This is a genomic window from Bacteroides sp. AF39-16AC (genome assembly GCF_003602735.1).
Classification (GTDB): domain Bacteria; phylum Bacteroidota; class Bacteroidia; order Bacteroidales; family Bacteroidaceae; genus Bacteroides; species Bacteroides uniformis.
On record NZ_QTLN01000008.1, the window covers coordinates 39,541 to 64,274 of the forward strand.

The following is a 24,734-nucleotide window of genomic DNA, read 5'->3' on the forward strand; positions in this document are numbered from 1 at the left end:
AAGAATAGACTCCTGGTTACAGATACTTTCTTACGTACAAATATACAGATAATTGATATTGTTAACTTTAATTTATTGAATGCATGAAGCAAGTTAATCTTAGAATCTATCGGATGATTCTGCCCTTAATCCTAGGGCTATTCTTGTCAGTAGGCACTTATGCACAAAGCATCACTGTGAAAGGGCATGTTAAAGATGCCCTGGGTGGAGTGATAGGTGCAAGTGTAGTAGAAAAAGGAAATACCACAAACGGGACTATCACCGATCTTGACGGTAATTTTTCACTGAATGTACCCAAAGGTTCTACTTTGGTAGTTTCTTTTATCGGTTATAAGACTCAGGAGGTGGTTGCAGCTTCCAGTGTAGTCGTGACCCTGCAGGAAGACAGTGAATTGTTGGATGAGGTTGTGGTCATCGGTTACGGTGTGGCTAGGAAAAATGATTTGACCGGGTCTGTAACGGCAATTAAACCGGATGAAATGAACAAGGGGCTGACGACATCTGCCCAAGACATGATGCAAGGCAAGATTGCCGGTGTCAGTGTTGTCAACAATGGTGGTGAGCCGGGTGGCAGTGCCACTATTCGTATCCGTGGCGGTTCTTCATTGAATGCCAGTAATGACCCGTTGATTGTAATTGACGGACTTGCCATGGATAATTATGGAGTGCAAGGAATGTCCAATCCGTTGGCTTTGGTGAATCCGGCTGATATAGAGAGTTTTACTGTGTTGAAAGATGCTTCGGCTACAGCGATTTATGGTTCCCGTGCCTCCAATGGCGTTATCCTGATTACTACTAAGAAAGGACAGAGTAACTCTAAACCTCGTATTTCTTATAATGGTAATGTGTCCGTCAGCATGGTTACGGACAAACTGGATGTACTGAATGCCAAAGAGTTCATGAAACTTGTACAGAACACATATGGTTATTCTGATGAAGAGTTTCTGGCGAGTGCGGAATATCAGGCATTAGGATATACGAATGCTCAGGGCGAGCATCTTTTTGCCGATACCGACTGGCAGGACGAGATTTATCGTACGGCAGTCAGTACCGACCATAATATCACTGTTTCCGGTGGATTGAAAAATATGCCTTATCGTGTTTCCCTGGGCTACACCAATCAGCAAGGTATCCTGAAAACATCAAGTTTTGAGCGTTATACAGCCAGTGTGAATCTTTCCCCTTCTCTTTTTGATGAGCATTTGAAGGTTAACTTCAACGCAAAGGGCATGTATTCTGTGACAAGCTATGCCAATACCGATGCCATTGGAGCTGCCACTTCAATGGACCCTACCAAGCCGGTTTATGGCGGGACGGAATTTTATGATAAAAACTTTGGTGGATATTGGGAATGGCCCGAAGCAGTAGACTGGAAAGATTCTGAATGGGGATACAACATCAATACTTTGGCTACGGCCAATCCCGTCGGGATGCTGAATAACCGTTCGGATAAAGGAAAGTCAAAAGTGCTGATGGGGAACATTGAACTGGATTATAAGATTCATGGTTTCGAGGATTTGCATTTGCATGTCAATGGTGGTATGGATGTGGCAAGCGGCAAGTCCAACAAGAATTACAACCGTTTTGACCTTGACAATTATTATTATGGACGTGTCGGTTGGAATACACAAGATACATACAATTTGTCATTGAACATGTATGCACAGTACATGAAGGACTTCGGGAAAGCGCACCATTTTGATATCATGGCCGGTTATGAATGGCAGCATTTCCACAAAGAGACAGATTACTATTATTATGGAACTTACCCTGATACGAACCTTGAACATGCCGGTGAAATCTATAATCCGTCAGAAAATACACTCTACAAGACGGAGAACTATCTGGTTTCTTTCTTTGGCCGTATGAACTACTCTTTACTCGACCGTTATCTGCTGACCTTCACCTTGCGTGATGATGGCTCTTCCCGTTTCTCCAAAAAGAACCGTTGGGGATTGTTCCCGTCCGTTGCATTGGCATGGAAGGTGAAGGAGGAGGGTTTCTTGAAAGATGTGGATGCTGTTTCCGATTTCAAGTTTCGTGCAGGTTATGGTATCACCGGACAGCAGGAAGGCATTGGCGATTATACCTATTTTGCTTCATATACCCCCAATTCGGAAGGAGCATATTATCCGGTTTTGGGTAATGGCATCACTTACCGTCCGGATGCCTATAATAATGACTTGACCTGGGAAAAGACCACTACTTATAACATTGGGGTTGATTTGGGATTCCTGGACAACAGAATCACTGCCAATTTTGATTATTACTATCGCAAGACGAAGGATTTGATTAATGATGTTTATGTAGCTGCCGGTTCCAATTTCAAGAATAAGGTGACGAGCAATATCGGTTCACTGCATAATAAGGGTTTTGAATTTGCAGTGACATGGAGAGCCATTCAGCAGAAGGATTGGCGTTGGGAGTTGGGATTCAATCTGACACACAACACTAATGAAATAGACGAGCTGGTGAAGAGTACAGGTGACAAATACATCATTCGTCATGGAGGAATTGCCGTTGGTGATAGTGGTTCCAATGGAATCAAGGGATATTCCGTAGGCGAAGCTGTCTCTGCCTTCTACACCTATCAGCAAGTCTATGATGAGAAAGGCCAGCCGATAGAGGGCGAATTTGTAGACCGTGACAATAATGGCATCATCAATGACAACGACCGTTATTTCTATAAGAAATCAGACCCGGACGTATTGATGGGACTTTCCTCGAAATTGATTTATAAAAATTGGGATTTTAGTTTCTCGCTGCGTGCCAGTCTGGGTAATTATGCTTATAATGCTGTTGAATGTAGCCGTTCTGATTTGTCGGTTACCGGTATTTATTCGGGCAATGCATGGCACAATGTGCCTCAAATGTCACTGGCCAAGAACTGGAAGAAAGTGGATGCCTTGGATGCCCTTTCTGATTATTTCATCCAGAATGCCTCTTTCTTGAAGTGTGACAACATTACGCTGGGCCATTCTTTCGACAAATTGTTCGGGCAGAAAATCAGCGGGCGTGCTTATCTCACGGCCCAGAATGTGTTTACGATAACCAAGTACAAAGGTCTGGATCCTGAAATCAACGGTGGATATGATGGCAGTATCTATCCTCGTCCTCTGGTGGGAATTTTCGGACTCAGCCTTAATTTTTAATCCTTTAAAACTAAAAATAGTATGAAATTCAACAATATGAAATCATTAATTCCGGTTGCTGCCTTTACACTTATGATAGGGTTTTCGTCTTGTGTGGGAGATTTGGATGTAAAGCCTATCAATCCGCAGCAAACCATGACTTTGGATCAAAATGCTCTTTTTAACAAGATATATGCAAGTTTCTGTTTGACCGGACAGACCGGCCCGAGCGGTAATGCGGATATTGACGACATGGACGAAGGACGTTCAGAGTTTTTCCGCATGGCATGGAACCTGAATGAGCTCACTACGGATGAGGCACACTGGATATGGCTCACAGATACCGGTATGGATGAAATGCTCCACAATTCTTATGGAGCGAGTGCCGCATTCTCTATCGGACTATATTATCGTCTTTATTTTACTGTCACGTTGTGTAACTTCTTCTTGGAGCAGATTCCGGATGATGGCGGTACGTCTTCCATGCAACGTGCGGAAGTCCGTTTTATCCGTGCTTTACAGTATTATTACATCATGGACTTGTATGGTAACGCAGCATTTACGGAAGAAGTCTCTTCTGAATTGGCAGAACGCTATACACGTACCCAGTATTTCGATTATATTGAGAAAGAACTGAAAGAGTGTGAGGCTGATATGGCAGAACCGGGACAGAATACTTATGGGCGTGTTGACAAGGTGGCTGCATGGAATTTGCTGGCCCGTCTCTACTTGAATGCTGAGGTTTATACCGGTACTGCCCAGTGGCAGAATGCCATGGATTACGCAGAAAAGGTGATAAACAACGGGTATTATCATCTGTGTACGGAGGGAGCTACCAATCCGGTGACCGGTGAGGTTTATTCCGCCTATCAGATGCTTTTCCTGGCAGACAACAATACGAATGGGGCACAGTATGAAAACATTTTTCCGATACTCTTTGACGGGGTTACTACAAAAAGCTATGGTGGGATGAATTTTCTGGTTCTTGCCACTTATAATTCAACAATGGATGTTACGATTCCTTCCGGCACGAATTGCAGCTGGGGAAAGTGCGCCCGGGTCCGCAAGCAATTGCTTGACAAGTTCTATACGGCAACTCCTCCTGCGGGAAAGACGGTTGCGGAAATGACAGCTCCGGCCAATGATGACCGTGCTCTTTTCTATGGTGACGGCTTTTCCGCTTCCATTAAAGACGAAACGGATGCGACTGCAGGTTTTGCATGTGTGAAGTTTCGTAATGTCCGTTCGGATGGACAATCCAATCAGGTGGTCGATTATGTAAATGCAGACCTTCCTTTTTTCCGTGTTGCTGAGGCTTATTTGATTTATGCAGAAGCTTCTACCCGTTTGAACGGGTCTAATGCGGATGCAAAGGAGAAAATCAATGAACTTCGTTCCCGTGCCAATGCTGCCCAGAAGAATCTATATACGTTGGATGATATTTGTGATGAGTGGGCGAGAGAATTCTGGTTTGAAGGCCGCCGCCGCATGGATTTGATACGGTTCAATAAATATGCCGGTCAGGCATCCTATAAATGGGAATGGATGGGAGGCACTTATGAAGGTGCGCAATTCAGCAATATCAGAGCGATTTTTGCGCTTCCTGAAAACGATTTGGCGAACAATTCCAACTTAATTCAGAATCCGGGTTATTAATCAAAAAAAGAACAGAATATGAAAAGATATTTATTCACTTTGTTGTTGGTGGGATTGGCGATGTTCACTGCATGTACAGATGATAGAGACTCCAATCCGACAGTACAGCAACCCAGTACTTTCGAACTGAATATGCCTGCTTTAGGAGGCGGTGTATATGACTTGGCTAACACAGACTCCATTAGGTTGACCTATGAACAACCAGACTATGGTTATACGGCTCCCGTCAAGTATTATGCGCAGATTTCTGTCTCCGGTACCTGGAATGACGCCACTTCTGCAGAAGCGGATGACGCTACATATATCGAAATGGACGGCTCTGTTACAGTATGTGAGTTTGGTGCGGCGGCTGATTTGGTGAACAAAGCTATCATGAAATTGGGCAATTATACTGACCCGAGCCAACTGCCTGCTGAGGGGATATCCTTGTACGTGAGAATGAGGGCAAGGCTGAATGCCGGTTACGAGTGCTATTCAAATGTCATAGAACTTTCTGTTGCTCCCTATTATGTAGCTTTGGTATCAGCTGCTCCGGAACTGTGGTACCTGATTGGAAGCTGTATCGGTGATGGTTCTTGGGGAAGCGAAGTAGGTACGGGAGTCATTCCATTGTCACCGGTGGAAGGTGCCAAGTATGATGATGTGACGGGTAAGGGAGAATTGACCTATACCGGTTACTTCCCGTCCGACAAAGGTTTCAAGATTGTAAGGGTGCCCGGTGAGTGGGATGACCAGTGGGGAGCTGATGGAGGTGACTTCAACAAACCGCGTCTCAAGGATGCCGATGGTGAGGGAAGTGATTTTTATGTTCCTGCCAGTGGATATTATAAGATTTCCTTGAACACGAAAGAGAACACTCTCTCCATCGTTGCCACTGATGAACCGAAAAATGTTTATGATGGATTATTGATTTCCGGTGACTTCAACGGTTGGGGTACTGATACGAAGATGATTCCCGTAAATACGGTTGAAGGTGTGGTCAATCATGTCTGGAAGTATGAGTTGGATGCGACAAGTGGAGATACCACGGCAAAATTCTTATATGCTGGATGGACCCCCAACTGGGGAGCTTCCACTTTCCCATATGGATTCGGAGTGAACGGAGGTGCCAATATTCCGGTAGTTGCCGGCAAATACGTAGCTATCCTGAATGACATTGACGGTTATTATCATTTCTTCAGCAAATAATTAATGAAATAATAAGGTAAGATTCGATATGAAGAAAAAAGTATTGTTTTCAGGAATTCTGCTGGCTTTCCAAGTTTTGTTGGGGCATGCCCAGCAGCGTCTTTTGGGGGGAGATATTTCTTTGCTCCCCTCTTACGAGGCGGCAGGAACTGTATATAGAAATGCAGTTGGAGAGCCGGTTGCTCCCCTTGACTTTTTCAAGGAACAAGGTTGGAATGCTGTTCGTGTACGGCTTTTCGTTGAGCCTTCCAAAGCCTCCGCGGAGCATAAGGGAGAAGGAGTATGCCAGGATTTGGATTACGTAACCAAATTCGGACAACGGATAAAGGATATGGGTTATCAGTTCATGCTCGACTTTCATTATTCCGATACATGGGCTGACCCGGGGAAACAGTTCATGCCGGACTGTTGGCTGGATGCCGAAACGGCCTCATTGCCTGACAGTGTGTACCGATACACTAAAAACACCCTTCGGTCTATGGTGGAAGCCGGTGCATGTCCCGATTTGATACAAGTAGGAAATGAGATAACGAATGGGATGATGTGGCCTGCTGCCAAAGTCGATCCGTTGGGAAGTGATAACTGGGATTTGTTAGTGAGACTTTTGGAAAGTGGCGCCAGGGCTTGCCGTGAAGTCTGTCCCAAAACAAAGATAATTATCCATACCGAGAAAGCCGGCGAATGGAATAAAACCAAGACCTACTACAATCGTCTGCAGCAGCTTGATTATGATATTATCGGACTCAGTTATTATCCTATGTGGCACAAGGCGGTGGGGGTACTTGCCGCTACGCTTGATTCTTTGGCAGTCCACTTCCCGAATAAGGAGGTGATGATAGTGGAGACTGCAGCTTATTATTCGCACGAGAATGACAGATGGGCAAAAAGTGCGGACGAATATTCCGAGTTTTATCCGGTCAGTGCAGAAGGGCAACGTATCTTCACTCGTGAGCTGGTAGCTGAACTGCGCCGTCATGCCAATGTAACCGGGCTGTTCTGGTGGTTTCCCGAGGAGAATGCCAGTGGCAATACTGTGACGGAGGGATGGTTGAACCGTGGACTCTTTGATAACCATACGGGAAAGGTGCTTCCGGCAATGGAAGAGCTCAGACGGTTTGTACAGCCGATTGACCGTTGATTTCAAATTATTGGGAACCTCATCCCTTAGTAAATGTGCTAAATTATTATATTTGCGGAAATAATTAAGATAACGCCATGAAACACATGAAGTTTTTGACTTTCTTTTTTTGTATTGCCTTTGCCGTATTTGCATGCAGCAGCAATAATGAGACAGACCCCAACGCAGGTGGACTTCCCGATAAGGAAGAGCCTCTTACTACGGACTTTGCTAAAGGTGCCGACATAGGCTGGTGCACCGAATATGAATCCAAAGGATACGACTTCTACAATGCTAAAGGCGAGAAGCGTGAATGCACGGCTTTGATGAAGGAGCTGGGACTCAATGCCATCCGCATTCGTGTATGGGTAGACCCGAGCGACAACTGGTGCAACACTGCCGACGTGGTGGTGAAGGCCCAAAGAGCCAAAGCGCTGAATATGGATGTGATGATAGATTTCCACTACAGTGACTGGTGGGCAGACCCCGCCCAGCAGAATAAACCTGCCGCATGGGTTGGTAAGAATCTGGCGGACTTGAAGAAAGCTCTCAGCAACCATACGGTGAGTGTGCTTCGGGAACTGAAGGCGGTCGGTGTCACTCCCAAATGGGTGCAAGTGGGCAATGAAATCCGTCCGGGCATGCTGTGGGATAAAGACAAGGCTTTGAGCGGCGCATCCTATGACGTGAAGGAATCCGACTTGAAAGATGCTCCGGCAAACGCTTCTTCCGAGGTGGTATATCCCATGAATTGGGCCAATCTCGGCGCATTTATCACTACCGGATATGATGCCGTGAAGTCGGTCTGCCCCGATGCCATCGTCATTGTTCACCTGGACAACGGATGGGACAATGGTTTGTTCAACTGGTTTTTCGACGAACTGAAGAAGAACGGAGGCAAGTGGGATATGATAGGTATGTCACTCTATCCTTACTGGTCGCGCGATGCCAAGCCGGAATATACAGCGGCTGATGCCGTTATTACGGACTGCATCAAAAATATCAAAGTGGTAAGTGCGAAGTATAACTGTGATGTGATGGTGGTGGAAACCGGTATGGAGTGTGCCGACGACAAAGGGAACCTGGCAAGTGCTTCCGTACTGGCAGAAGGGAAACGCCAACTGGCCCGTGTCCTGAAAGAGTGCAAAGAGAATACTGACGGACGCTGCAAGGGTGTGTTCTACTGGGAACCGGAATGCAGGCCGAACCAATATCGGCTGGGGGCATTCACTGAAGACGGCCGCCCCACTGTGATAATGGATGCTTTTAAATAATTATATTAACAAAATCTTTTAAAGAAGAATGAGAAAGACAATACTTATCTTTTCCTGCTGCGCCTTTTTTGCCTTGGCGGCAATGGCGCAGCGTACAGAAGCATTGTTGGAAAAGAACTGGAAGTTCACCAAGGGAGATGTTCCCGAAGCAACACAAACAAATTTCGACGACAGTAAGTGGGAAACAGTGACCATTCCTCATGATTGGGCCATCTTTGGTCCGTTCGACCGCAACAACGATTTGCAGGAGGTAGCGGTTACGCAAGACCTTGAAAAGCAAGCTTCCGTAAAGACCGGGCGTACCGGAGGGTTGCCTTATGTGGGTGTCGGTTGGTATCGTACGGCTTTTGATGCTCCTGCCGACAAGCAGGTCACTCTGGTTTTCGATGGTGCTATGAGTGAGGCTCGGGTCTATGTCAATGGGAAAGAAGCTTGTTTCTGGCCTTTCGGATATAACTCTTTTCATTGCGATGTTACCGGTTTGCTGAATGCCGACGGTAAAAACAATGTGCTGGCTGTCCGTCTGGAAAACAGGCCCCAGTCCTCCCGTTGGTATCCGGGGGCGGGATTGTATCGCAATGTCCGCCTAGTTACTACGGAACGTGTCCATGTTCCAGTTTGGGGTACACAGCTCACCACACCGCATGTTTCTGCTGAATACGCTTCCGTGCGTCTGCGTACTACAATACGGAATGCCGGTGATGCGGATGTTCGTATTTCTACTGATATTATTGCGCCGGACGGTAAGATAGTAGCCCGTAAGGATAATAGCCGGAAAATTAATCACGGACAGCCATTTGAGCAGAATTTTCTGATAAATGCTCCGTCTCTGTGGTCCCCTGAGACACCTTATTTATATAAGGCAGTATCTAAGATTTATGTAGATGGCAAACAGACTGACGAATATACCACGCGTTTTGGTATCCGCAGCATTGAGATTATAGCTGATAAGGGATTCTTCCTGAATGGTAAGCACCGTAAATTCCAGGGGGTATGCAATCACCACGATTTGGGCCCGTTGGGTGCGGCTGTCAATGTGGCTGCTCTTCGCCGTCAGTTGACATTATTGAAGGATATGGGATGTGATGCAGTCCGTACCTCCCACAATATGCCTACACCCGAATTGGTGGAACTCTGTGACGAGATGGGCTTTATGATGATGTTGGAACCTTTCGATGAATGGGATATTGCCAAATGTGAGAATGGTTATCGCCGCTATTTCAACGAATGGGCAGAAAAGGATATGGTAAACATGCTGCATCATTATCGGAACAATCCTTGTGTGGTAATGTGGAGTATAGGAAATGAGGTTCCTACCCAATGTAGTCCCGAGGGCTACAAAGTGGCTTCTTTCCTGCAGGATATTTGCCATCGCGAAGACCCTACACGCCCCGTTACTTGCGGTATGGACCAGGTAACTTGCGTGCTTGCCAACGGGTTTGCGGCAATGATTGATGTACCCGGTCTTAATTATCGGGCTCACCGTTATGTGGAGTCTTATGAGACTCTTCCACAGAATATTGTGCTTGGTTCGGAGACGGCTTCCACTGTAAGTTCTCGTGGTGTCTATAAATTTCCCGTACAGAAGGGAGCTAGTGTGATGTATGATGACCATCAGTGCTCCGGTTATGATGTGGAGTGTTGTTCCTGGTCGAATCTTCCCGATGAGGATTTTGCTTTGTCTGATGATTATGACTGGACAATCGGACAGTTCGTCTGGACGGGCTTTGATTATTTGGGTGAGCCTTCTCCTTATAGTACGGATTCCTGGCCCAGCCACAGCTCCGTTTTCGGTATCATAGACTTGGCAAGCCTCCCCAAAGACCGTTTCTATCTGTACCGCAGCCTATGGAACAAGCAGGCAAATACCTTGCATGTCCTTCCGCACTGGACGTGGCCGGGCAGGGAAGGGGAGAATACTCCGGTTTTTGTTTACACCAGCTATCCCAGTGCCGAACTGTTCGTCAACGGAAAGAGTTATGGCAAACAACGGAAACTTACTGCTGATGAAAGCCGTGCTTTGGAAGGTCAGGACTCCCTTGCTTTGCAGCGTCGCTATCGCTTGATGTGGATGAATGTTCCTTATGAACCGGGCGAAGTGAAAGTGGTGGCTTATGATGCTTCCGGCAATCCTGCAGAAGAAAAGGTGATTCGTACCGCTGGCAAGCCCCATCATCTGGAGCTGGTTGCCGACCGCACCCACTTGTCTGCCGATGGTAAGGACCTGGCATATATCACAGTCCGTGTCGTGGATAAGGACGGTAACCTTTGTCCGGCAGACAGCCGCATGGTAAACTTCTCGGTGAAGGGTGCCGGAAAATATCGCGCTGCTGCCAATGGAGATGCTACCAGCCTCGATTTGTTCCATCTGCCCAAGATGCCGGCTTTCAGCGGTCAGCTGACGGCTATTGTGCAGAGTGGCGAGCAAGCCGGTGAGATCGTGTTTGAGGCAAGGGCTAAAGGATTGAAGTCCGGAAAGCTGGTACTTTATACTTCAGAGAAATAAATAGCACTATTTGCTTCCACTCTACCACACCTGCTCTGTAACCCTTTGTTCATCGGTGTTTGAGGTGCGGTGGAAGCAACAGAAAAAGGTGGAAGCAAATTTTGCTTCCACCTCTGTTTTTAGGGCCGACATGATGTTAACTTGTTGTAATGTAACAAGTTAATATCATGTCGGCCATTTTGTTAATATCGTGTTAATGGCATATTAATATTGTGCAGACACGTTATTCATATCCTGAAAGTATGTTGCTTGGTTTATACATGCATGGCATTTCTTCAGTAAAAGCTTTGTGTTTCTTTTGTTTTGTCTTGATGTTGTGTAGTACTTAACGGTCGTAAAGCGATTTGTTGACGGCCGTAAAGCGATCTGCCAACGGCCATCAACAAATCGCCTAACGGTCGTTAGGCGGTGAAAATCTCTGTACTTCAGCAGAATAAACATATATGTTATGTGCAAGAATGCCACATGTAGAGTGGAGAGAAGCGCTGTATTATGATATATCAAGTGATTTTTCTATCTTGTGCAACCGCATGCAATCGTTTGCACTGTTCGTTTCCCACATTTTACACTCTCTTTATACTTTATTAAAGTAATAAAGCATATTTTTGTTGCGTCATGCTTTGGGTACTTGAAAGACGTTAGAAAGCGAAAGTACGAAAATTATTTTTCGAATAATATATATAGGTAATTAATATTGTTAACTTTAATTTATTAAATGCATGAAGCAAGTTAATCTTAGAATCTGTCAAACGATTCTTACCCTAATGTTAGGGTTATTCTTGTCTGTAGGCGCTTATGCACAGAACATCACCGTGAAAGGGCATGTAAAAGATGCTTTGGGTGGCGTGATAGGCGCGAGTATAGTGGAAAAAGGGAATGCTACAAATGGTACTATTACCGATTTGGATGGTAATTTCTCATTAAATGTTCCGAAGGGTTCCACTTTGGTTATTTCTTTCATCGGTTATAAAACTCAGGAAGTGGCTGCGGCTCCCAGTATCATCGTAACTTTAGTAGAAGATAGCGAATTGCTGGACGAAGTTGTTGTTGTGGGCTATGGCCGCACTAAGAAAGATGACTTGACTGGTTCGGTTACTGCTATTAAACCGGATGAACTCAGTAAAGGTATCACCAACAATGCGCAGGATATGTTGGTCGGTAAAGTTGCCGGTGTGGACGTTATCACTGCGGGAGGTACCCCGGGCGCCGGTGCGCAGATTCGTGTACGTGGCGGTTCTTCTCTGAATGCTTCTAATGACCCGCTGATTGTAATCGATGGTTTGACTATCGATAACGAAACTCCGAAAGGCATGAGTAATCCTTTGGCGATGGTCAATCCGAACGATATCGAGACTTTCACCGTTTTGAAGGATGCTTCGGCCACTGCCATCTATGGTAGCCGTGCATCCAATGGCGTTATCATCATTACTACGAAGAAAGGTAAGAGCGGATCTGCTCCCAAAGTATCCTACAATGGTGACATGACCATCTCTATGGTCCAGAAAAAGTATGATGTGCTTGATGGCGATGAATTCCGCGATCTTATTAATAACATGTGGGGCGACAAAGCCGGTGAAGTCGGTATGGGCAAGGCCAATACCGACTGGCAGGACTTGATTTTCCGTACAGCCATCTCTCACAGCCACAATGTATCGGTGTCCGGCGGTTTGAAGAACATGCCTTACCGTTTGAGTGTGGGATATAATTCTTCTGACGGTATCGTCGAAACCTCTTGGATGCGTCGTGCCAATGTCGGCTTGAGCCTTTCTCCCTCTTTCTTTGACAATCATCTCAATTTGAAGATTAATGCCAAGTATATGTACGAAAAAGACCGTTATGCTGATGCAGGCGGTGCGATAGGAGCAGCCCTCTCAATGGATCCTACGCAGCCTGTTTATTTCGACGCTGATGATGAGCGTGCTCCTTTCTTTGGCGGCTATTTCCAGCATACGCAGGCACCCAAGGACCTCAATCCCGAGTGGAAATATACTAATAACCCCAACGCTCCCCAGAATCCCTTGGCTCTGCTGATGCTCAAAGAAACGAAAGCTGTAGCCAATGACTTTACGGGTAATTTTGATGTGGATTATAAGGTACATGGCTTTGAGGATTTGCGTCTGCATGCAAGTTATGGAGGTCAGTACACAGAGAGCAAGCAGGACGATATAACTTCTAAATATGCTTATAGCCCCAACTACTACGGTTGGAACGGCGTGACTCAGACTTATAAATATAGTATCACTGCCAATGCTTATGCCCAGTATGTGAAAGAAATCGGTGCACATAACTTTGACATTATGGTTGGTGGTGAAGAGAGCCATTTCCACCGCAGTGGTTATGACTACGGGCAGGGTACCGACCCTTACAATGGTGAACCTCATGACGCTAAGCTGAGAGAAGAACAGGCATGGGCCACTCACAGTTCTTTGGTTTCTTACTTCGGCCGTTTGAACTATACTTTACTCAACAGATACATGCTTACGGCTACGTTCCGTGCCGACGGTTCCTCTCGTTTCTCTGATGACAACAGATGGGGTTACTTCCCTTCAGTGGCATTGGCATGGAAAATCAATGAAGAGGCATTTATGAAAAAGCTTACCTGGTGGAACGAGTTTAAGCTTCGTCTGGGTTGGGGTATGACCGGTCAGCAGGATATCAAAACTGACTTCGGTTATGAAACTCATTATACTTCAAGCGACTCTTTTGCCCAGTATCCCTTTGGTGATACTTACTATGGTACAATGCGTCCATCGGCTTATAACCCCGACTTGAAGTGGGAGACTACTACTACTTATAATGCTGGTTTCGACCTCGGCTTTTTGAACAACCGTATCACTGCTAATATTGATGGTTACTATCGTGAAACGAAGGATTTGCTGAACTCCATCACTATTCCTGTTGGTATGCAGTTCGGTTCTCAGTTGACCAAGAATATCGGTTCGTTGAAGAATTATGGTGTGGAATTCTCCATCAATGCAAAACCCATTGTTACAAAAGATTTCACTTGGGATGTAAGCTATAATGTCGCTTGGAATCACAATGAGATTACTGACCTGGTAGATGGTGAAGCCGGCTATTATGCATGGGCCGGAGATAAGATCGGTCGTGGTAACAATACTTTGATCCAGGCCAATACGGTAGGTGAATCGACTAATTCATTCTTTGTGTATCAGCAAGTATATGACGAGAATGGCAAACCCATTGAAGGTATGTATGTGGACCGTGATGGTAATGGACGTATTGACAATGGCGACCGCTATTTCTACAAGAAACCCTCTGCCGATGTCATCATGGGCTTTACCACTAAATTCCTCTATAAGAATTGGGATTTGAGCATGTCTTTCCGTGCTTCCCTCGGTAACTATGTTTACTATGACTTTTTGTCCAACCGTGCAGTGGTCAGCCAGTCTGGTCTGTATTCCAACAGTGCTTTGCACAACTCTACTCCCGAAGCTGTGGCATTGGGCTTTACAGGTGTAGGAGCCGGCAACGACAACTATTTGAGTGACTATTTCGTACGTAATGCTTCCTACTTGAAGTGCTCCAACATTACTTTGGGATATTCTTTCCCCGCACTGTTCAAGGTCGCAGGTCATGAAACATGTTCCGGCCGTGCATTCGTTACTACTCAAAATCCATTCATTATATCCAAGTACAAAGGTATCGACCCTGAAGTGGCAAGCGGTATCGACTCCAATCCTTATCCACGTCCTTTCAGTATTCAAATTGGCTTGAGCCTGAATTTCTAATCCGTTAAATGTATATAAAGATGAAACATATATTTTTGAAAACAGCCCTTGCCGCCCTTCTGATAGGTGGAGTGGCAACGTCGTGTATCAACGACTTGAATATTTCGTCCATCGACCCGCAATCCAGTTCGTCTTATGAAGATATGGAATTGCTGGCGAAAGTTTACAGTACGCTGGGCCTGACAGGGCAAAAAGGTCCTGCCGGTAGTGGCGATATCAGTAGTGATGAAGGTGAAAGTGGATTTTACCGTACTACATTCAATTTGCAGGAACTCTGTACTGATGAATGTCTTTGGGCTTGGCAGACTGACACCGATATTCCTCAAATCACCAATATCGACTGGACGGCTTCATCTCCCCGTGTGCAATGGACATTCCAGCGTTTGGCTTTTGACGTGACACTTTGCAACTTCTATCTTACTAACACTGAAGATAAGGCTGATGACCCCAATTACAAACTTTATCGTGCTGAGGTTCGTTTCCTGCGTGCTCTTCATCTGTGGTATTTCCTTGACCTTTGGGGCAAAGCTCCTTTCAAGACTACATACGACATTTACGAGTTGCCGGTAGAGAAGGCCGGTAAAGACCTTTACGACTGGATTGACCAGGAATTGACCGATATAGAACCGCAGCTTGCTGAAGTGGGTGAGTTCAATAATTCCGCCAATTTTGGCCGTGCCGACAAGGGAGCTGCTTATATGCTTCACGCCCGTTTGGCCTTGAACTCGGAGGTTTATACTAAAGGTGCCGTGAAAGATTACCAGAAGGCTATCGACTATTGTAACTTGCTTGATGGAAAATACGAGCTTTCTAAAGCAGAGAAGAATGGCTATACCGGCTACGAACAGGTATTTATGGCCGACAACGATCAGAACGTACAAGCCATGAAAGAAATCATTCTACCCATTCGCCAAGATGGTGCCAAGACAAAGTGTTATAGTGGTGCCAACTATTTGGTAAGTTCCACTCGTATCACCGGAATGCCCTATATAGGTACTTCCAACGGCTGGAGTTGTAACTTCTCTCGTGCTGCTTTGGTTAAGAAATTCTTCTCTACTATCGAGGATTGTCCGCTTGCTACTGAGGCTGCTCCCAAAGATGCTACCGAAGCTGATATTATTGCGCTTGATAAGGCGGCAGGTACTACAACCAAAGATGTGCAGGCGAAAGCGAATGATGACCGTGCATTGTTCTATTCCGGTTGCGGTGGCGGACTCCGCAAATTGCAGGCCGATCAGATTGCAGGCTTCAATTCCGGTCTTTCTATCGTGAAATGGAGCAATATCCGCACAGATGGTGCAGCCACCTCACACAATGAATTCCCTGATGTGGACATTCCTTTGATTCGTTATGCCGAAATGTATCTGACCCGTGCCGAGGCTAAGTTCCGTTTGAGCGGTGACCCACAGCAGGCTCGCGATGATATTAAAGTTTTGCGCGACCGTGCAGGCGCTTCTACTCCAGCCACCATCACCGAACAATATATCATTGACGAATGGTGCCGTGAGTTCTATATGGAAGGCCGTCGTCGCAGTGACTTGATTCGTTTTGGCCTTTTCACAGGTGATGGGTACCTCTGGGATTTCAAGGGTGGTGTAGCCGAAGGCAAGAGCGTGGAAGATTTCTTCAACGTGTATCCTATTCCGGCTGATGACATCAATGGTAATAAGAACTTGACTCAAAACCCGCGTTACTAATAGAATAATTGTCGAATTTATTAAAATCGAAACAATAATATGAAAAAAATATTGTTAAGAATGTTGCTTCCCGTCCTTGCATTGGTGTTGGTCACCTCTTGTGAGAAGGATATAGATAGCAATCCTACATTCCACGAAAATACTACAGGATTTGTATTGAATATGCCTGCCAACGCAGCCAATAATGTATTGGACTTGCTGACTGCCGATGAACTCACTTTTACTACCAGCCAGCCGGATTATGGTGGTATACCTTTGAGCGTTAACTATGATGTGGAGATTTCCTTTGACGATTTTAGCGCAGAAGAACCTGTGTATAAGGTAGTGACAAGTTCCACTTCTACTTCCATCAAAGTGTCGGGCAAGAGAATGAACGATGCTGTAGTTACTATGTTCCAGGATGCTAATGAAGGTGTGGAATATCCTTCTAACGAGGTGAAAGACCTTTATGTGCGTTTGCATGCTAACGTGAATAAGTTGGAGTTGGGCAGTTGCTACTCTAACGTAATCAAACTGCAAGTGAAGGCTACCTATCAGGCCCCGAGCATCACGTTGCCCGAAAAGTTGTTCATTGCAGGTTCTGACATTGGTGAAGCTTGGAAGACTTGGAAGCCGTTTGCCGGTGTGTTCGGTCTGGACGGTAATTATTTTACAGTGGTATATATTGCCGACGGAGGCGCTTTCAAATGGGGTACTTTCGCTGAACAATGGTTGGGCTATGCCGATGTGAAGACTTACGCTGACGAGGCCGGAGCCGGAATCTCGGATGATGGTGGTAACATCAAGTTTGCAAAAGGTGGCTGGTATACACTTTGCTTCAAGGCTAAGATTAACGGTGAAGCCATTGACTATACTCTGACCGTATATCCTGCGGCTCTTTATATCATTGGTAATGCTACCGGTGGATGGGATGAAGCAAGTCCTGCCTTGCAGTTGACGGCTCCTGCCGATGGTAGTGGCATTTGGGTGTCTCCGGCATTTGTAGGCGGAGGCGAAATGCGCGCTTACGTAAAAGCTGGTACGTTCGAGTGGTGGCGCACAGAGTTTACACTCTTCGAAGGTAATGTATTCTGGCGTAATCTCAACATTCCTGACAGCTGGGCCAACGACAAGGGCTCTGATTACAGTGTGGTTCCTGCTGCAGGCCAGAAGCTGTACGTCAAGTTCGGTACTCCGGGTGTAGATGCCAACGAAACGGGTGAGGTGAAATAACCTGAATGATAATCTATTTTAAAAGAAAAACATTATGAAGAAAAATCAAATACTCGCAGGTATGTTCCTTGCCGGAATTACCTTAGGTGCTTGTACGGATGATTATACGGATTGGGCTAACCCCCAATCCAATTCTCCGGAGGATGCTGCTGCCAAATATGAGATTAATTATGCGGCGGGTACTGACGCTGCCATTGTGATGGACGATGTATATGCCAAATACGCTGATGATGCAGAAGGTCTTAAAGTAGATTCGGTTGTGATTGCTTCATTGTCAAGCAGCAATGCGAATATAGCTTCCATTGCCTTCAAAAGCGTAAATGTGAATGGCGTCGCCATTGATGCAGCGTTTAAAGACGGGAAGGTTAAGGTAAACACGTTGGAACTTGACTTGGCTGTTCGAAAAGCTTTTAACAGCCGTGCCCACGTGGAGCGTACTCTGGATGTAAATGTGGATGCCGCAGCCAAATTGACTACCGGTGAGGCTGTATCTACATCGGGTACTGCACAGGTGAAGTTGACTCCGGTTACTACTCCCGCTATCAGTGAGAAGGGATATTGCATGATGGGTGATTTCCAGAAATGGAATGCAAATGAACCTATTGTGATGGAGAAGATTGGGGATGGTCTTTACAAGGCAGTTGTGACAACTACTGCCGAGAAGTCTTGGTTCAAGTTCTATCGTGCTTACGATACAACGAATCCTTCTTGGGACGACGACATCAATCCCGGTGTATTGGGAACTTTCGAAGATGGCGATGTGGCGACTGAAAACTTCCTGACGTGGGTTGGCGATCCTTCTTGCCCCAGCCCACAAGCACCTGCCATTAGCGGCATCAATGATTTTATAGTTACGCTGGATGTTGTCAACATGAGCTTTAAAGTTGCCATCAAGACAATCGACCTCTTTATGACCGGCAGCAACTATGGTTGGGGTGATACATGGAAACAGTTAACTCCGATTCATAGTGCCGAAGGCGAATTCTGGACTATTGTATATCTGGAAGCTGGCGAACAGATTAAGTTTGCTCCGCAAGCCGGTTGGGGAAATGACTTTGGTGGCGAGGCAACGATTAATGACGAAGCCGGTGCCGGCTTGACTGCTGATGGCACCAATCTGTTAGCTAAGAATGCCGGTTGGTACTTACTGCACGTAGTGAACACAACCGACCGCATAGTCAATGTGCTTGCTCCGAATATTTATCTGATTGGCGGTACTGCTGCTGATGGTAAATGGGAGGTTGCAGACGTTAACAAGTTCACCGTTCCTACGGGAAAAGACGGCGAATTCGTTTCTCCCGCCTTTGGCGCTGCCGATGAAGTGCGTATGTGTGTGAACTTTGGCGGTTACGACTGGTGGAAGACTGAATTCATCGTTCTCGATGGAAAGATTGTATATCGTGGTAGTGGTAATGATCAAGAACGAGTAAAGGTTGCTGCCGGTCAGAAAGCTTACTTGAACTTTACTGACGGCATAGGTTCTTTCAAATAATCTTTTTTTTAAATAAGAATAAAGCCCTTTTTCTCGCAATGGAAAATACGAGGAAGAGGGCTTTTATGTTTTCGTTAAACAATCATTTACAGATATTGATATGAAGACTTTTAGATTAATGTCCACTTTGTTTTTTCTGTTTGTATTGTGCTTGGGAATTCATGCACAGCAGCGTCTTCTTGGTGGGGACATCTCTTTGTTGCCAAGTTACGAAGAAGCAGGAACCGTATATCGTGACGAAGCAGGAAAAGCTGTCGCTCCCCTCGAATATTTCAAGGAAGAAGGTTGGAATGCCATTCGTGTACGTTTGTTTGTGGAACCGGACAGGGCTTCGGCAGAGCATAAGGGAGAAGGCGTGTGTCAAGATTTGGATTATGTGATGAAACTGGGGCAAAGAATAAAAAAAGCCGGGTATCAGTTTATGCTTGACTTCCACTATTCTGATACGTGGGCCGACCCTGGCAAGCAGTTCATGCCGTATCGTTGGAAAAATAGCGGTGTAGCATCGCTTCCCGACAGTGTCTATCAATATACCAGAAAAAGCCTTGAAGTGATGGTGAAAGCCGGTGCATGCCCCGACTTGATACAAGTGGGGAATGAGATAACCAACGGGATGATGTGGCCTGCGGCGAAGGTGGAGCCGCTTGGAAAGGATAACTGGGACATACTTGTAAAACTATTGGAGAGTGGTGCCAAGGCCTGCCGTGAAGTATGTCCACGGGCAAAGATTATTATTCATACAGAGAAGGCGGGCGAATGGGACAAGACGAAATCTTATTATAACCATTTGCGACAGCTCGATTATGATGTTATCGGACTTAGTTATTATCCTATGTGGCACAAAGCGGTGGGAGTTCTTGGTGCTACGCTCGATTCTCTCGCTGTAAATTTTCCCGATAAGGAAGTCATGATTGTGGAAACTGCCGCCTATTATTCGCATGAGAAAGACCAATGGGCAAAGAGTGCGGACCAGTATTCTGAGTTTTATCCCATCAGCACTGAAGGGCAACGTATCTTTACTCACGAACTGGTAGCCGAATTGCGCCGTCATGCCAACGTGACCGGCCTATTCTGGTGGTTTCCCGAAGAAAATGCCTGCGGAAATACGGTGACGGAAGGTTGGCTGAATCGGGGGCTTTTTGATAATCGCACTGGTAAATCGCTTCCGGCGATGAAGGAATTCAGTGGGTTTATCCGTTAACTTCATCCAAAGTCGTCAATGGATTGAATTGTATTCTAATTATAATGAACGCGCAAATCTAAAATAGATATGAAAACCAGATATTTTATTGCATTATTCGCTTTATGCTTGTGCCAATGGAGCGCTGCATGGCAAGGTTTATCTTCTGCTGATTTGGTGGAAGTAAAATCCACATCTTCAATAAAAGTAGAACCGGCCTTTTGGTGGTGCGGTATGAAAAATCCCCAACTGCAATTGATGGTTTATGGTGATGATATAGGCGCTTACAAACCTGTCATTAATTATCCGGGAGTTGTGCTGAAAAGTGTGCATCCAATGGAAAGCCCCAACTATCTGGTATTATACTTAGATGTGGAAGAGGCAATGCCGGGGAAGTTCGATATTGAGTTTGTGAAAGGAAAGAAGAAACTGAACTGCTCTTATGAATTGAAACAACGTCAAGGAAATGGTGATGAAAAGGTTGGATTTAATTCTTCTGATGTTGTTTATCTATTGATGCCGGATCGCTTTGCTAATGGCGATGAAAGCAATGACCAAATAAAAATGAATTATCCCTATGCTGTAAATCGTAAAGATGTCAATGCCCGGCATGGCGGTGATTTGGCGGGTATTATGCAACATCTTGATTATTTGGATAGTTTGGGAGTTACTGCCATCTGGACAACACCCGTGTTGGAAAATGATATGGGAGAAGGTTCTTATCACGGTTATGCCGCAACTGATTATTATAAAATAGACCCTCGGTTGGGGACAAATGAAGATTATGTCCGGTTGGCAGAGTGCCTGCATCGGCGTGGAATGAAATTGATAATGGACATGGTCTTCAATCATTGTGGAAGCAAGCATCCTTGGTTGCTTGACCCGCCAATGCATAATTGGTTTAATAATTGGGATAAGGACAAATATGTTGAGACCAATCATGATAAAACCGTCTTTTTTGATCCTTACGCCTCGGATATAGATAAGGAGGAGATGACAGATGGCTGGTTCGTTCCCACAATGCCCGACTTGAATCAGAGGAATCATTTTGTGGCTGATTATTTAATTCAGAATTCAATATGGTGGATTGAATATGCCAATTTGGATGGTGTACGTCAAGATACATATGTATATCCCGATCCGGACATGATGGTACGTTGGTGTCGAGAAGTGTTTGAGGAGTATCCCAATTTCAATATTGTGGGCGAAGTGATGATTCCTAATAATACGGTTGGTGCTGCATATTGGCAACAAGGCAGTTTGGTTAATGAGAAGGCCGATACGGGACTAAAGTCTGTGATGGATTTCCGTTTAAGGGAAGTGGCAAGTAAGGCTTTTCATGAAGAAACCTCCTGGAATACCGGTCTGCAACTCGTTTTTGAACATTTGGCTTATGACTTTTGCTATTCTGATATTAATAATGTGATGCGTTTGCTTGAGAACCATGATTCTGATCGTTTCTTATTGGAAACTCCGAGTTCTTTGGATGCCTATAAGCAGGCAGTTGTCTTGTTATTGACAATTCCTGGCATTCCGCAATTGTATTATGGGCAGGAACTGTTGATGACTGGTACTACAAAAATTGATTTTGGATATATACGTCCGGATATGTCGGGAGGATGGAAAGAAGATGCACTCAGTGTTTTCGAAGAGAGTGGGAGAACGGCTATACAGCAAGAAGCTTTCGGTTTTATGAAAAAGTTACTGCATTGGCGTAAGGGGAATGATGTTATTTCCAAAGGCAAGATGAAGCACTTTATGCCTCGCAACAATATATATGTATATGAACGTTCGTACAATGGGAAAAGTATATTGGTCGTGATGAATGGGGTAAATAAAGAGGTCGATTGGGATTTGGCTCATTATAAGGAGGTAATAGGAAATAAAACCGATGCAAGGAATGTGCTGACAGATACTGATGTGAAGTTAGGAGCAATTATCCGACTACAACCGAAAGAAGTGCTTATGCTTGAATTATGATTGCGTTGCGGATCAAATACTTTGTTTGTCTTGCTTCAGAAGACATTTTCAGGGCCAGCTAAGAGTTGAATGCAGTTTTACCCTCATGCTCTCATAATGTACTGCATCCCTTTATTCATCGGGCATATAGCTATGAGAGTAACCATGAGGGCAAGGCGTTACTATGCTTGATTACAGATGTTTGTTGTATTAAAACACCTTGTATGTCAACAGTTCACTATAGTGAGCGTTATTGTTCACGTAAATGAATAGTTCGGCTTACTGCCGAAAATGTGTGTTTTTGCACAAAACTCATATCAGAAATGTGAGAAAGTTCACGTTTCTGATATCAAAAACGTGAAATGCTATGTTTGGAAGAGAAGTATTTAAGCATCTGTCAGCATGGAAAGCAGACTTTGTGACATCTTTAGAACGACGAAAGATTCCTAACGAATTATCCGGCAATTATCTTTTTTGCATGGAAAAAGAATCAATTCACAGACAACGAATCTGCTGAATATTCCGTTATTCTTGGCAGACAAAACGAAAGAACTGCTTGCCATGCAAATTTTCCGTAACCTTACTGCTGTTTTCCATCTTGTTTATAGCCCTATGTAATCCTTGAGCAGGGCAATGACTCGAAAATCTGATGGCATGAAGAAGATAAAGTTTATTTCTTTTGTTATCTTTGTGTCGTTAACGGCAGAAAAGGACGGATTAAATAGAAAAAATAGCAGGAGGACAGCAGATGGACCCATTGAAATACATAGTACCCGGCAGAAAGAGACTTCCCTACGGCATGATGAACTTCGCGGATATCCGCCAAGACAATTATTATTATGTGGACAAGACCCGCTTCATCCCCATGATAGAGGAGGCGGACCGCTTCTTCTTCTTCATCCGTCCGCGCCGCTTCGGCAAGAGCCTCACGCTGAATATGCTGCAACACTACTACGACGTGCGCACCCGCGACAAGTTCGAAGCCCTTTTCGGTGACCTGTACATCGGGCAACACCCCACGCCGAGCCGCAATAGCTATCTGGTGCTCTATCTCAACTTCTCGGGCATCAGCGGCGAGCTGAACGACTACCGCAAGGGGCTGGACGCGCATTGCGGCATTACTTTCGAGAACTTCTGCAAGATATACGCCGACCTCCTTCCGCAAGATACTCTGGAAGGACTGCGTGCGGTGAGCGGAGCCGTGGAGCAGTTGGATTACCTCTATCAGGCTTGCGCACGTGCCGGACAGGATATGTATCTCTTCATCGACGAGTACGACCACTTCACCAACGCCATCCTTTCCAGTCCCGAAAGCCTGCACCGCTATACGGATGAGACGCATGGCGAAGGCTATCTGCGCTCTTTTTTCAACAAGGTGAAAGCAGGAACTTATTCCAGCATCAAGCGTTGCTTCATTACCGGCGTAAGCCCCGTGACGATGGACGACCTGACCAGCGGTTTCAACATCGGCACCAACTACTCCCTCGCGCCGAAGTTCAACCAGATGATGGGATTCACCGAGGAGGAGGTGCGCGGAATGTTGGCCTATTATTCAGCAAACAGCCCCTTCCACCACAGCGTGGACGAGTTGATAGAGATGATGAAACCGTGGTACGACAACTACTGCTTCGCGCAGGAATGCTACGGTGAAACCACGATGTACAACTCCAATATGGTGCTTTACTTCGTCAAGAACTACATTGATGATGGCAAAGCACCACGCAACATGATAGAGAGCAACATCCGCATTGACTACGAGAAACTGCGTATGCTCATCCGCAAGGACAAGGAGTTTGCCCACGATGCTTCCGTCATACAGACTCTCGTGAGTCAAGGCTTCATCACCGGTGAACTGAAAGACAGCTTCCCTGCCGTCAGCATCACCAATCCCGACAACTTCATCAGTCTGCTCTACTACTTCGGAATGCTCACCATCAGCGGCACGTATAAGGGAAAGGCAAGGCTCACCATCCCCAACATGGTGGTGCAGGAACAGCTCTATACCTATCTGCTGAATACTTACGACGATGCCGACCTGAGTTTCAGCAGTTACGAAAAGAGCGAACTTTCCTCGGCTCTGGCTTACGACGGCGACTGGCAATCCTACTTCGGCTACATTGCCGACTGCCTGCACCGCTATGCCTCGCAGCGCGACAAGCAGAAAGGCGAGTCCTTCGTCCACGGCTTCACCCTTGCCATGACTGCGCAGAACCGTTTCTACCGTCCCGTCTCCGAGCAGGACACGCAGGAAGGTTATGTAGATATTTTCCTCTGCCCGATGCTGGAAATCTACTCCGACATGAAGCACAGCTACATCGTAGAACTGAAATATGCCAAGTATAAGGATTCCGAAACCCGTGTGGAGGAACTTCGCCGGGAAGCCATCGCCCAGGCCGACCGCTATGCCGATACGGAAACGGTGAAGCGTGGCATCGGCGCCACCCGGTTGCATAAGATTGTGGTGGTGTATAAAGGTATGGAAATGCGTATCTGCGAGGAAGTAGGTTGATTGGCTACAAAAGTTTGTCATTCAGCTTTCATAAAACATGGTGGTACGGGAACATTTGCTTGCC

General features: G+C 45.7%; 13 protein-coding genes. All 13 read left to right on the forward strand.

The window, feature by feature from the left end; genetic code table 11:
* Positions 1-83: 83 nt before the first annotated feature.
* The 13 genes from DW039_RS08810 (at position 84) to DW039_RS08875 (ending at position 24,670) form a co-directional block, all read left to right on the forward strand.
* Positions 84-3,152, forward strand: a complete 3,069-nt coding sequence (locus DW039_RS08810; RefSeq protein ID WP_165853108.1) for a TonB-dependent receptor — start codon at positions 84-86, stop codon at positions 3,150-3,152.
* 36 nt (positions 3,153-3,188) lie between these two features.
* A complete protein-coding gene (locus tag DW039_RS08815; RefSeq protein ID WP_309401738.1) occupies positions 3,189-4,787 on the forward strand; it encodes a RagB/SusD family nutrient uptake outer membrane protein in 1,599 nt (532 codons plus the stop codon).
* 18 nt (positions 4,788-4,805) lie between these two features.
* On the forward strand, positions 4,806-5,975 hold the full coding sequence (locus tag DW039_RS08820; RefSeq protein WP_117703695.1) for a SusE domain-containing protein: 1,170 nt from the start codon (positions 4,806-4,808) through the stop codon (positions 5,973-5,975).
* A 28-nt stretch (positions 5,976-6,003) separates the two neighbouring features.
* Positions 6,004-7,113 (forward strand): glycosyl hydrolase 53 family protein, encoded by a 1,110-nt coding sequence (locus DW039_RS08825; RefSeq protein ID WP_117703696.1) that lies wholly within the window; start codon positions 6,004-6,006, stop codon positions 7,111-7,113.
* A gap of 77 nt (positions 7,114-7,190) precedes the next feature.
* Positions 7,191-8,366, forward strand: coding sequence for a glycosyl hydrolase 53 family protein (locus DW039_RS08830; protein ID WP_117703697.1), 1,176 nt, complete (start codon positions 7,191-7,193; stop codon positions 8,364-8,366).
* Between the two features lie 28 nt (positions 8,367-8,394).
* Positions 8,395-10,872: a glycoside hydrolase family 2 TIM barrel-domain containing protein gene (locus tag DW039_RS08835; protein WP_120381872.1), complete on the forward strand. Its 2,478-nt coding sequence runs from the start codon at positions 8,395-8,397 to the stop codon at positions 10,870-10,872.
* 719 nt (positions 10,873-11,591) lie between these two features.
* Complete coding sequence (locus DW039_RS08840) at positions 11,592-14,621, forward strand: TonB-dependent receptor (protein WP_057281759.1); 3,030 nt, start codon at positions 11,592-11,594, stop codon at positions 14,619-14,621.
* A 20-nt stretch (positions 14,622-14,641) separates the two neighbouring features.
* Positions 14,642-16,318 carry a starch-binding outer membrane lipoprotein SusD gene (susD, locus tag DW039_RS08845; protein WP_009036582.1) on the forward strand — a complete coding sequence of 559 codons (1,677 nt, stop codon included), beginning with the start codon at positions 14,642-14,644 and terminating at the stop codon, positions 16,316-16,318.
* A 39-nt stretch (positions 16,319-16,357) separates the two neighbouring features.
* Entirely contained in the window at positions 16,358-17,530 is a 1,173-nt protein-coding gene (locus tag DW039_RS08850) for a SusF/SusE family outer membrane protein (RefSeq protein WP_009036583.1), read from the forward strand.
* A 34-nt stretch (positions 17,531-17,564) separates the two neighbouring features.
* Positions 17,565-19,022: a DUF5115 domain-containing protein gene (locus DW039_RS08855; protein ID WP_009036584.1), complete on the forward strand. Its 1,458-nt coding sequence runs from the start codon at positions 17,565-17,567 to the stop codon at positions 19,020-19,022.
* A gap of 100 nt (positions 19,023-19,122) precedes the next feature.
* Positions 19,123-20,223 carry a glycosyl hydrolase 53 family protein gene (locus DW039_RS08860; RefSeq protein WP_016273191.1) on the forward strand — a complete coding sequence of 367 codons (1,101 nt, stop codon included), beginning with the start codon at positions 19,123-19,125 and terminating at the stop codon, positions 20,221-20,223.
* Between the two features lie 69 nt (positions 20,224-20,292).
* Complete coding sequence (locus tag DW039_RS08865) at positions 20,293-22,182, forward strand: glycoside hydrolase family 13 protein (RefSeq protein ID WP_009036586.1); 1,890 nt, start codon at positions 20,293-20,295, stop codon at positions 22,180-22,182.
* Positions 22,183-22,909: 727 nt separating this feature from the next.
* Positions 22,910-24,670, forward strand: a complete 1,761-nt coding sequence (locus DW039_RS08875) for an AAA family ATPase (RefSeq protein WP_009036587.1) — start codon at positions 22,910-22,912, stop codon at positions 24,668-24,670.
* Positions 24,671-24,734 lie beyond the last annotated feature (64 nt).

Bases quoted from the DNA above. Each gene is read 5' to 3' on its own strand.
- DW039_RS08830 (WP_117703697.1), top strand. From the start codon at position 7,191: ATGAAACACATGAAGTTTTTGACTTTCTTTTTTTGTATTGCCTTTGCC.
- DW039_RS08850 (WP_009036583.1), top strand. From the start codon at position 16,358: ATGAAAAAAATATTGTTAAGAATGTTGCTTCCCGTCCTTGCATTGGTG.
- DW039_RS08835 (WP_120381872.1), top strand. From the start codon at position 8,395: ATGAGAAAGACAATACTTATCTTTTCCTGCTGCGCCTTTTTTGCCTTG.
- DW039_RS08820 (WP_117703695.1), top strand. From the start codon at position 4,806: ATGAAAAGATATTTATTCACTTTGTTGTTGGTGGGATTGGCGATGTTC.
- DW039_RS08815 (WP_309401738.1), top strand. From the start codon at position 3,189: ATGAAATCATTAATTCCGGTTGCTGCCTTTACACTTATGATAGGGTTT.
- DW039_RS08855 (WP_009036584.1), top strand. From the start codon at position 17,565: ATGAAGAAAAATCAAATACTCGCAGGTATGTTCCTTGCCGGAATTACC.
- DW039_RS08810 (WP_165853108.1), top strand. From the start codon at position 84: ATGAAGCAAGTTAATCTTAGAATCTATCGGATGATTCTGCCCTTAATC.
- DW039_RS08860 (WP_016273191.1), top strand. From the start codon at position 19,123: ATGAAGACTTTTAGATTAATGTCCACTTTGTTTTTTCTGTTTGTATTG.
- susD (WP_009036582.1), top strand. From the start codon at position 14,642: ATGAAACATATATTTTTGAAAACAGCCCTTGCCGCCCTTCTGATAGGT.
- DW039_RS08840 (WP_057281759.1), top strand. From the start codon at position 11,592: ATGAAGCAAGTTAATCTTAGAATCTGTCAAACGATTCTTACCCTAATG.
- DW039_RS08865 (WP_009036586.1), top strand. From the start codon at position 20,293: ATGAAAACCAGATATTTTATTGCATTATTCGCTTTATGCTTGTGCCAA.
- DW039_RS08825 (WP_117703696.1), top strand. From the start codon at position 6,004: ATGAAGAAAAAAGTATTGTTTTCAGGAATTCTGCTGGCTTTCCAAGTT.
- DW039_RS08875 (WP_009036587.1), top strand. From the start codon at position 22,910: ATGGACCCATTGAAATACATAGTACCCGGCAGAAAGAGACTTCCCTAC.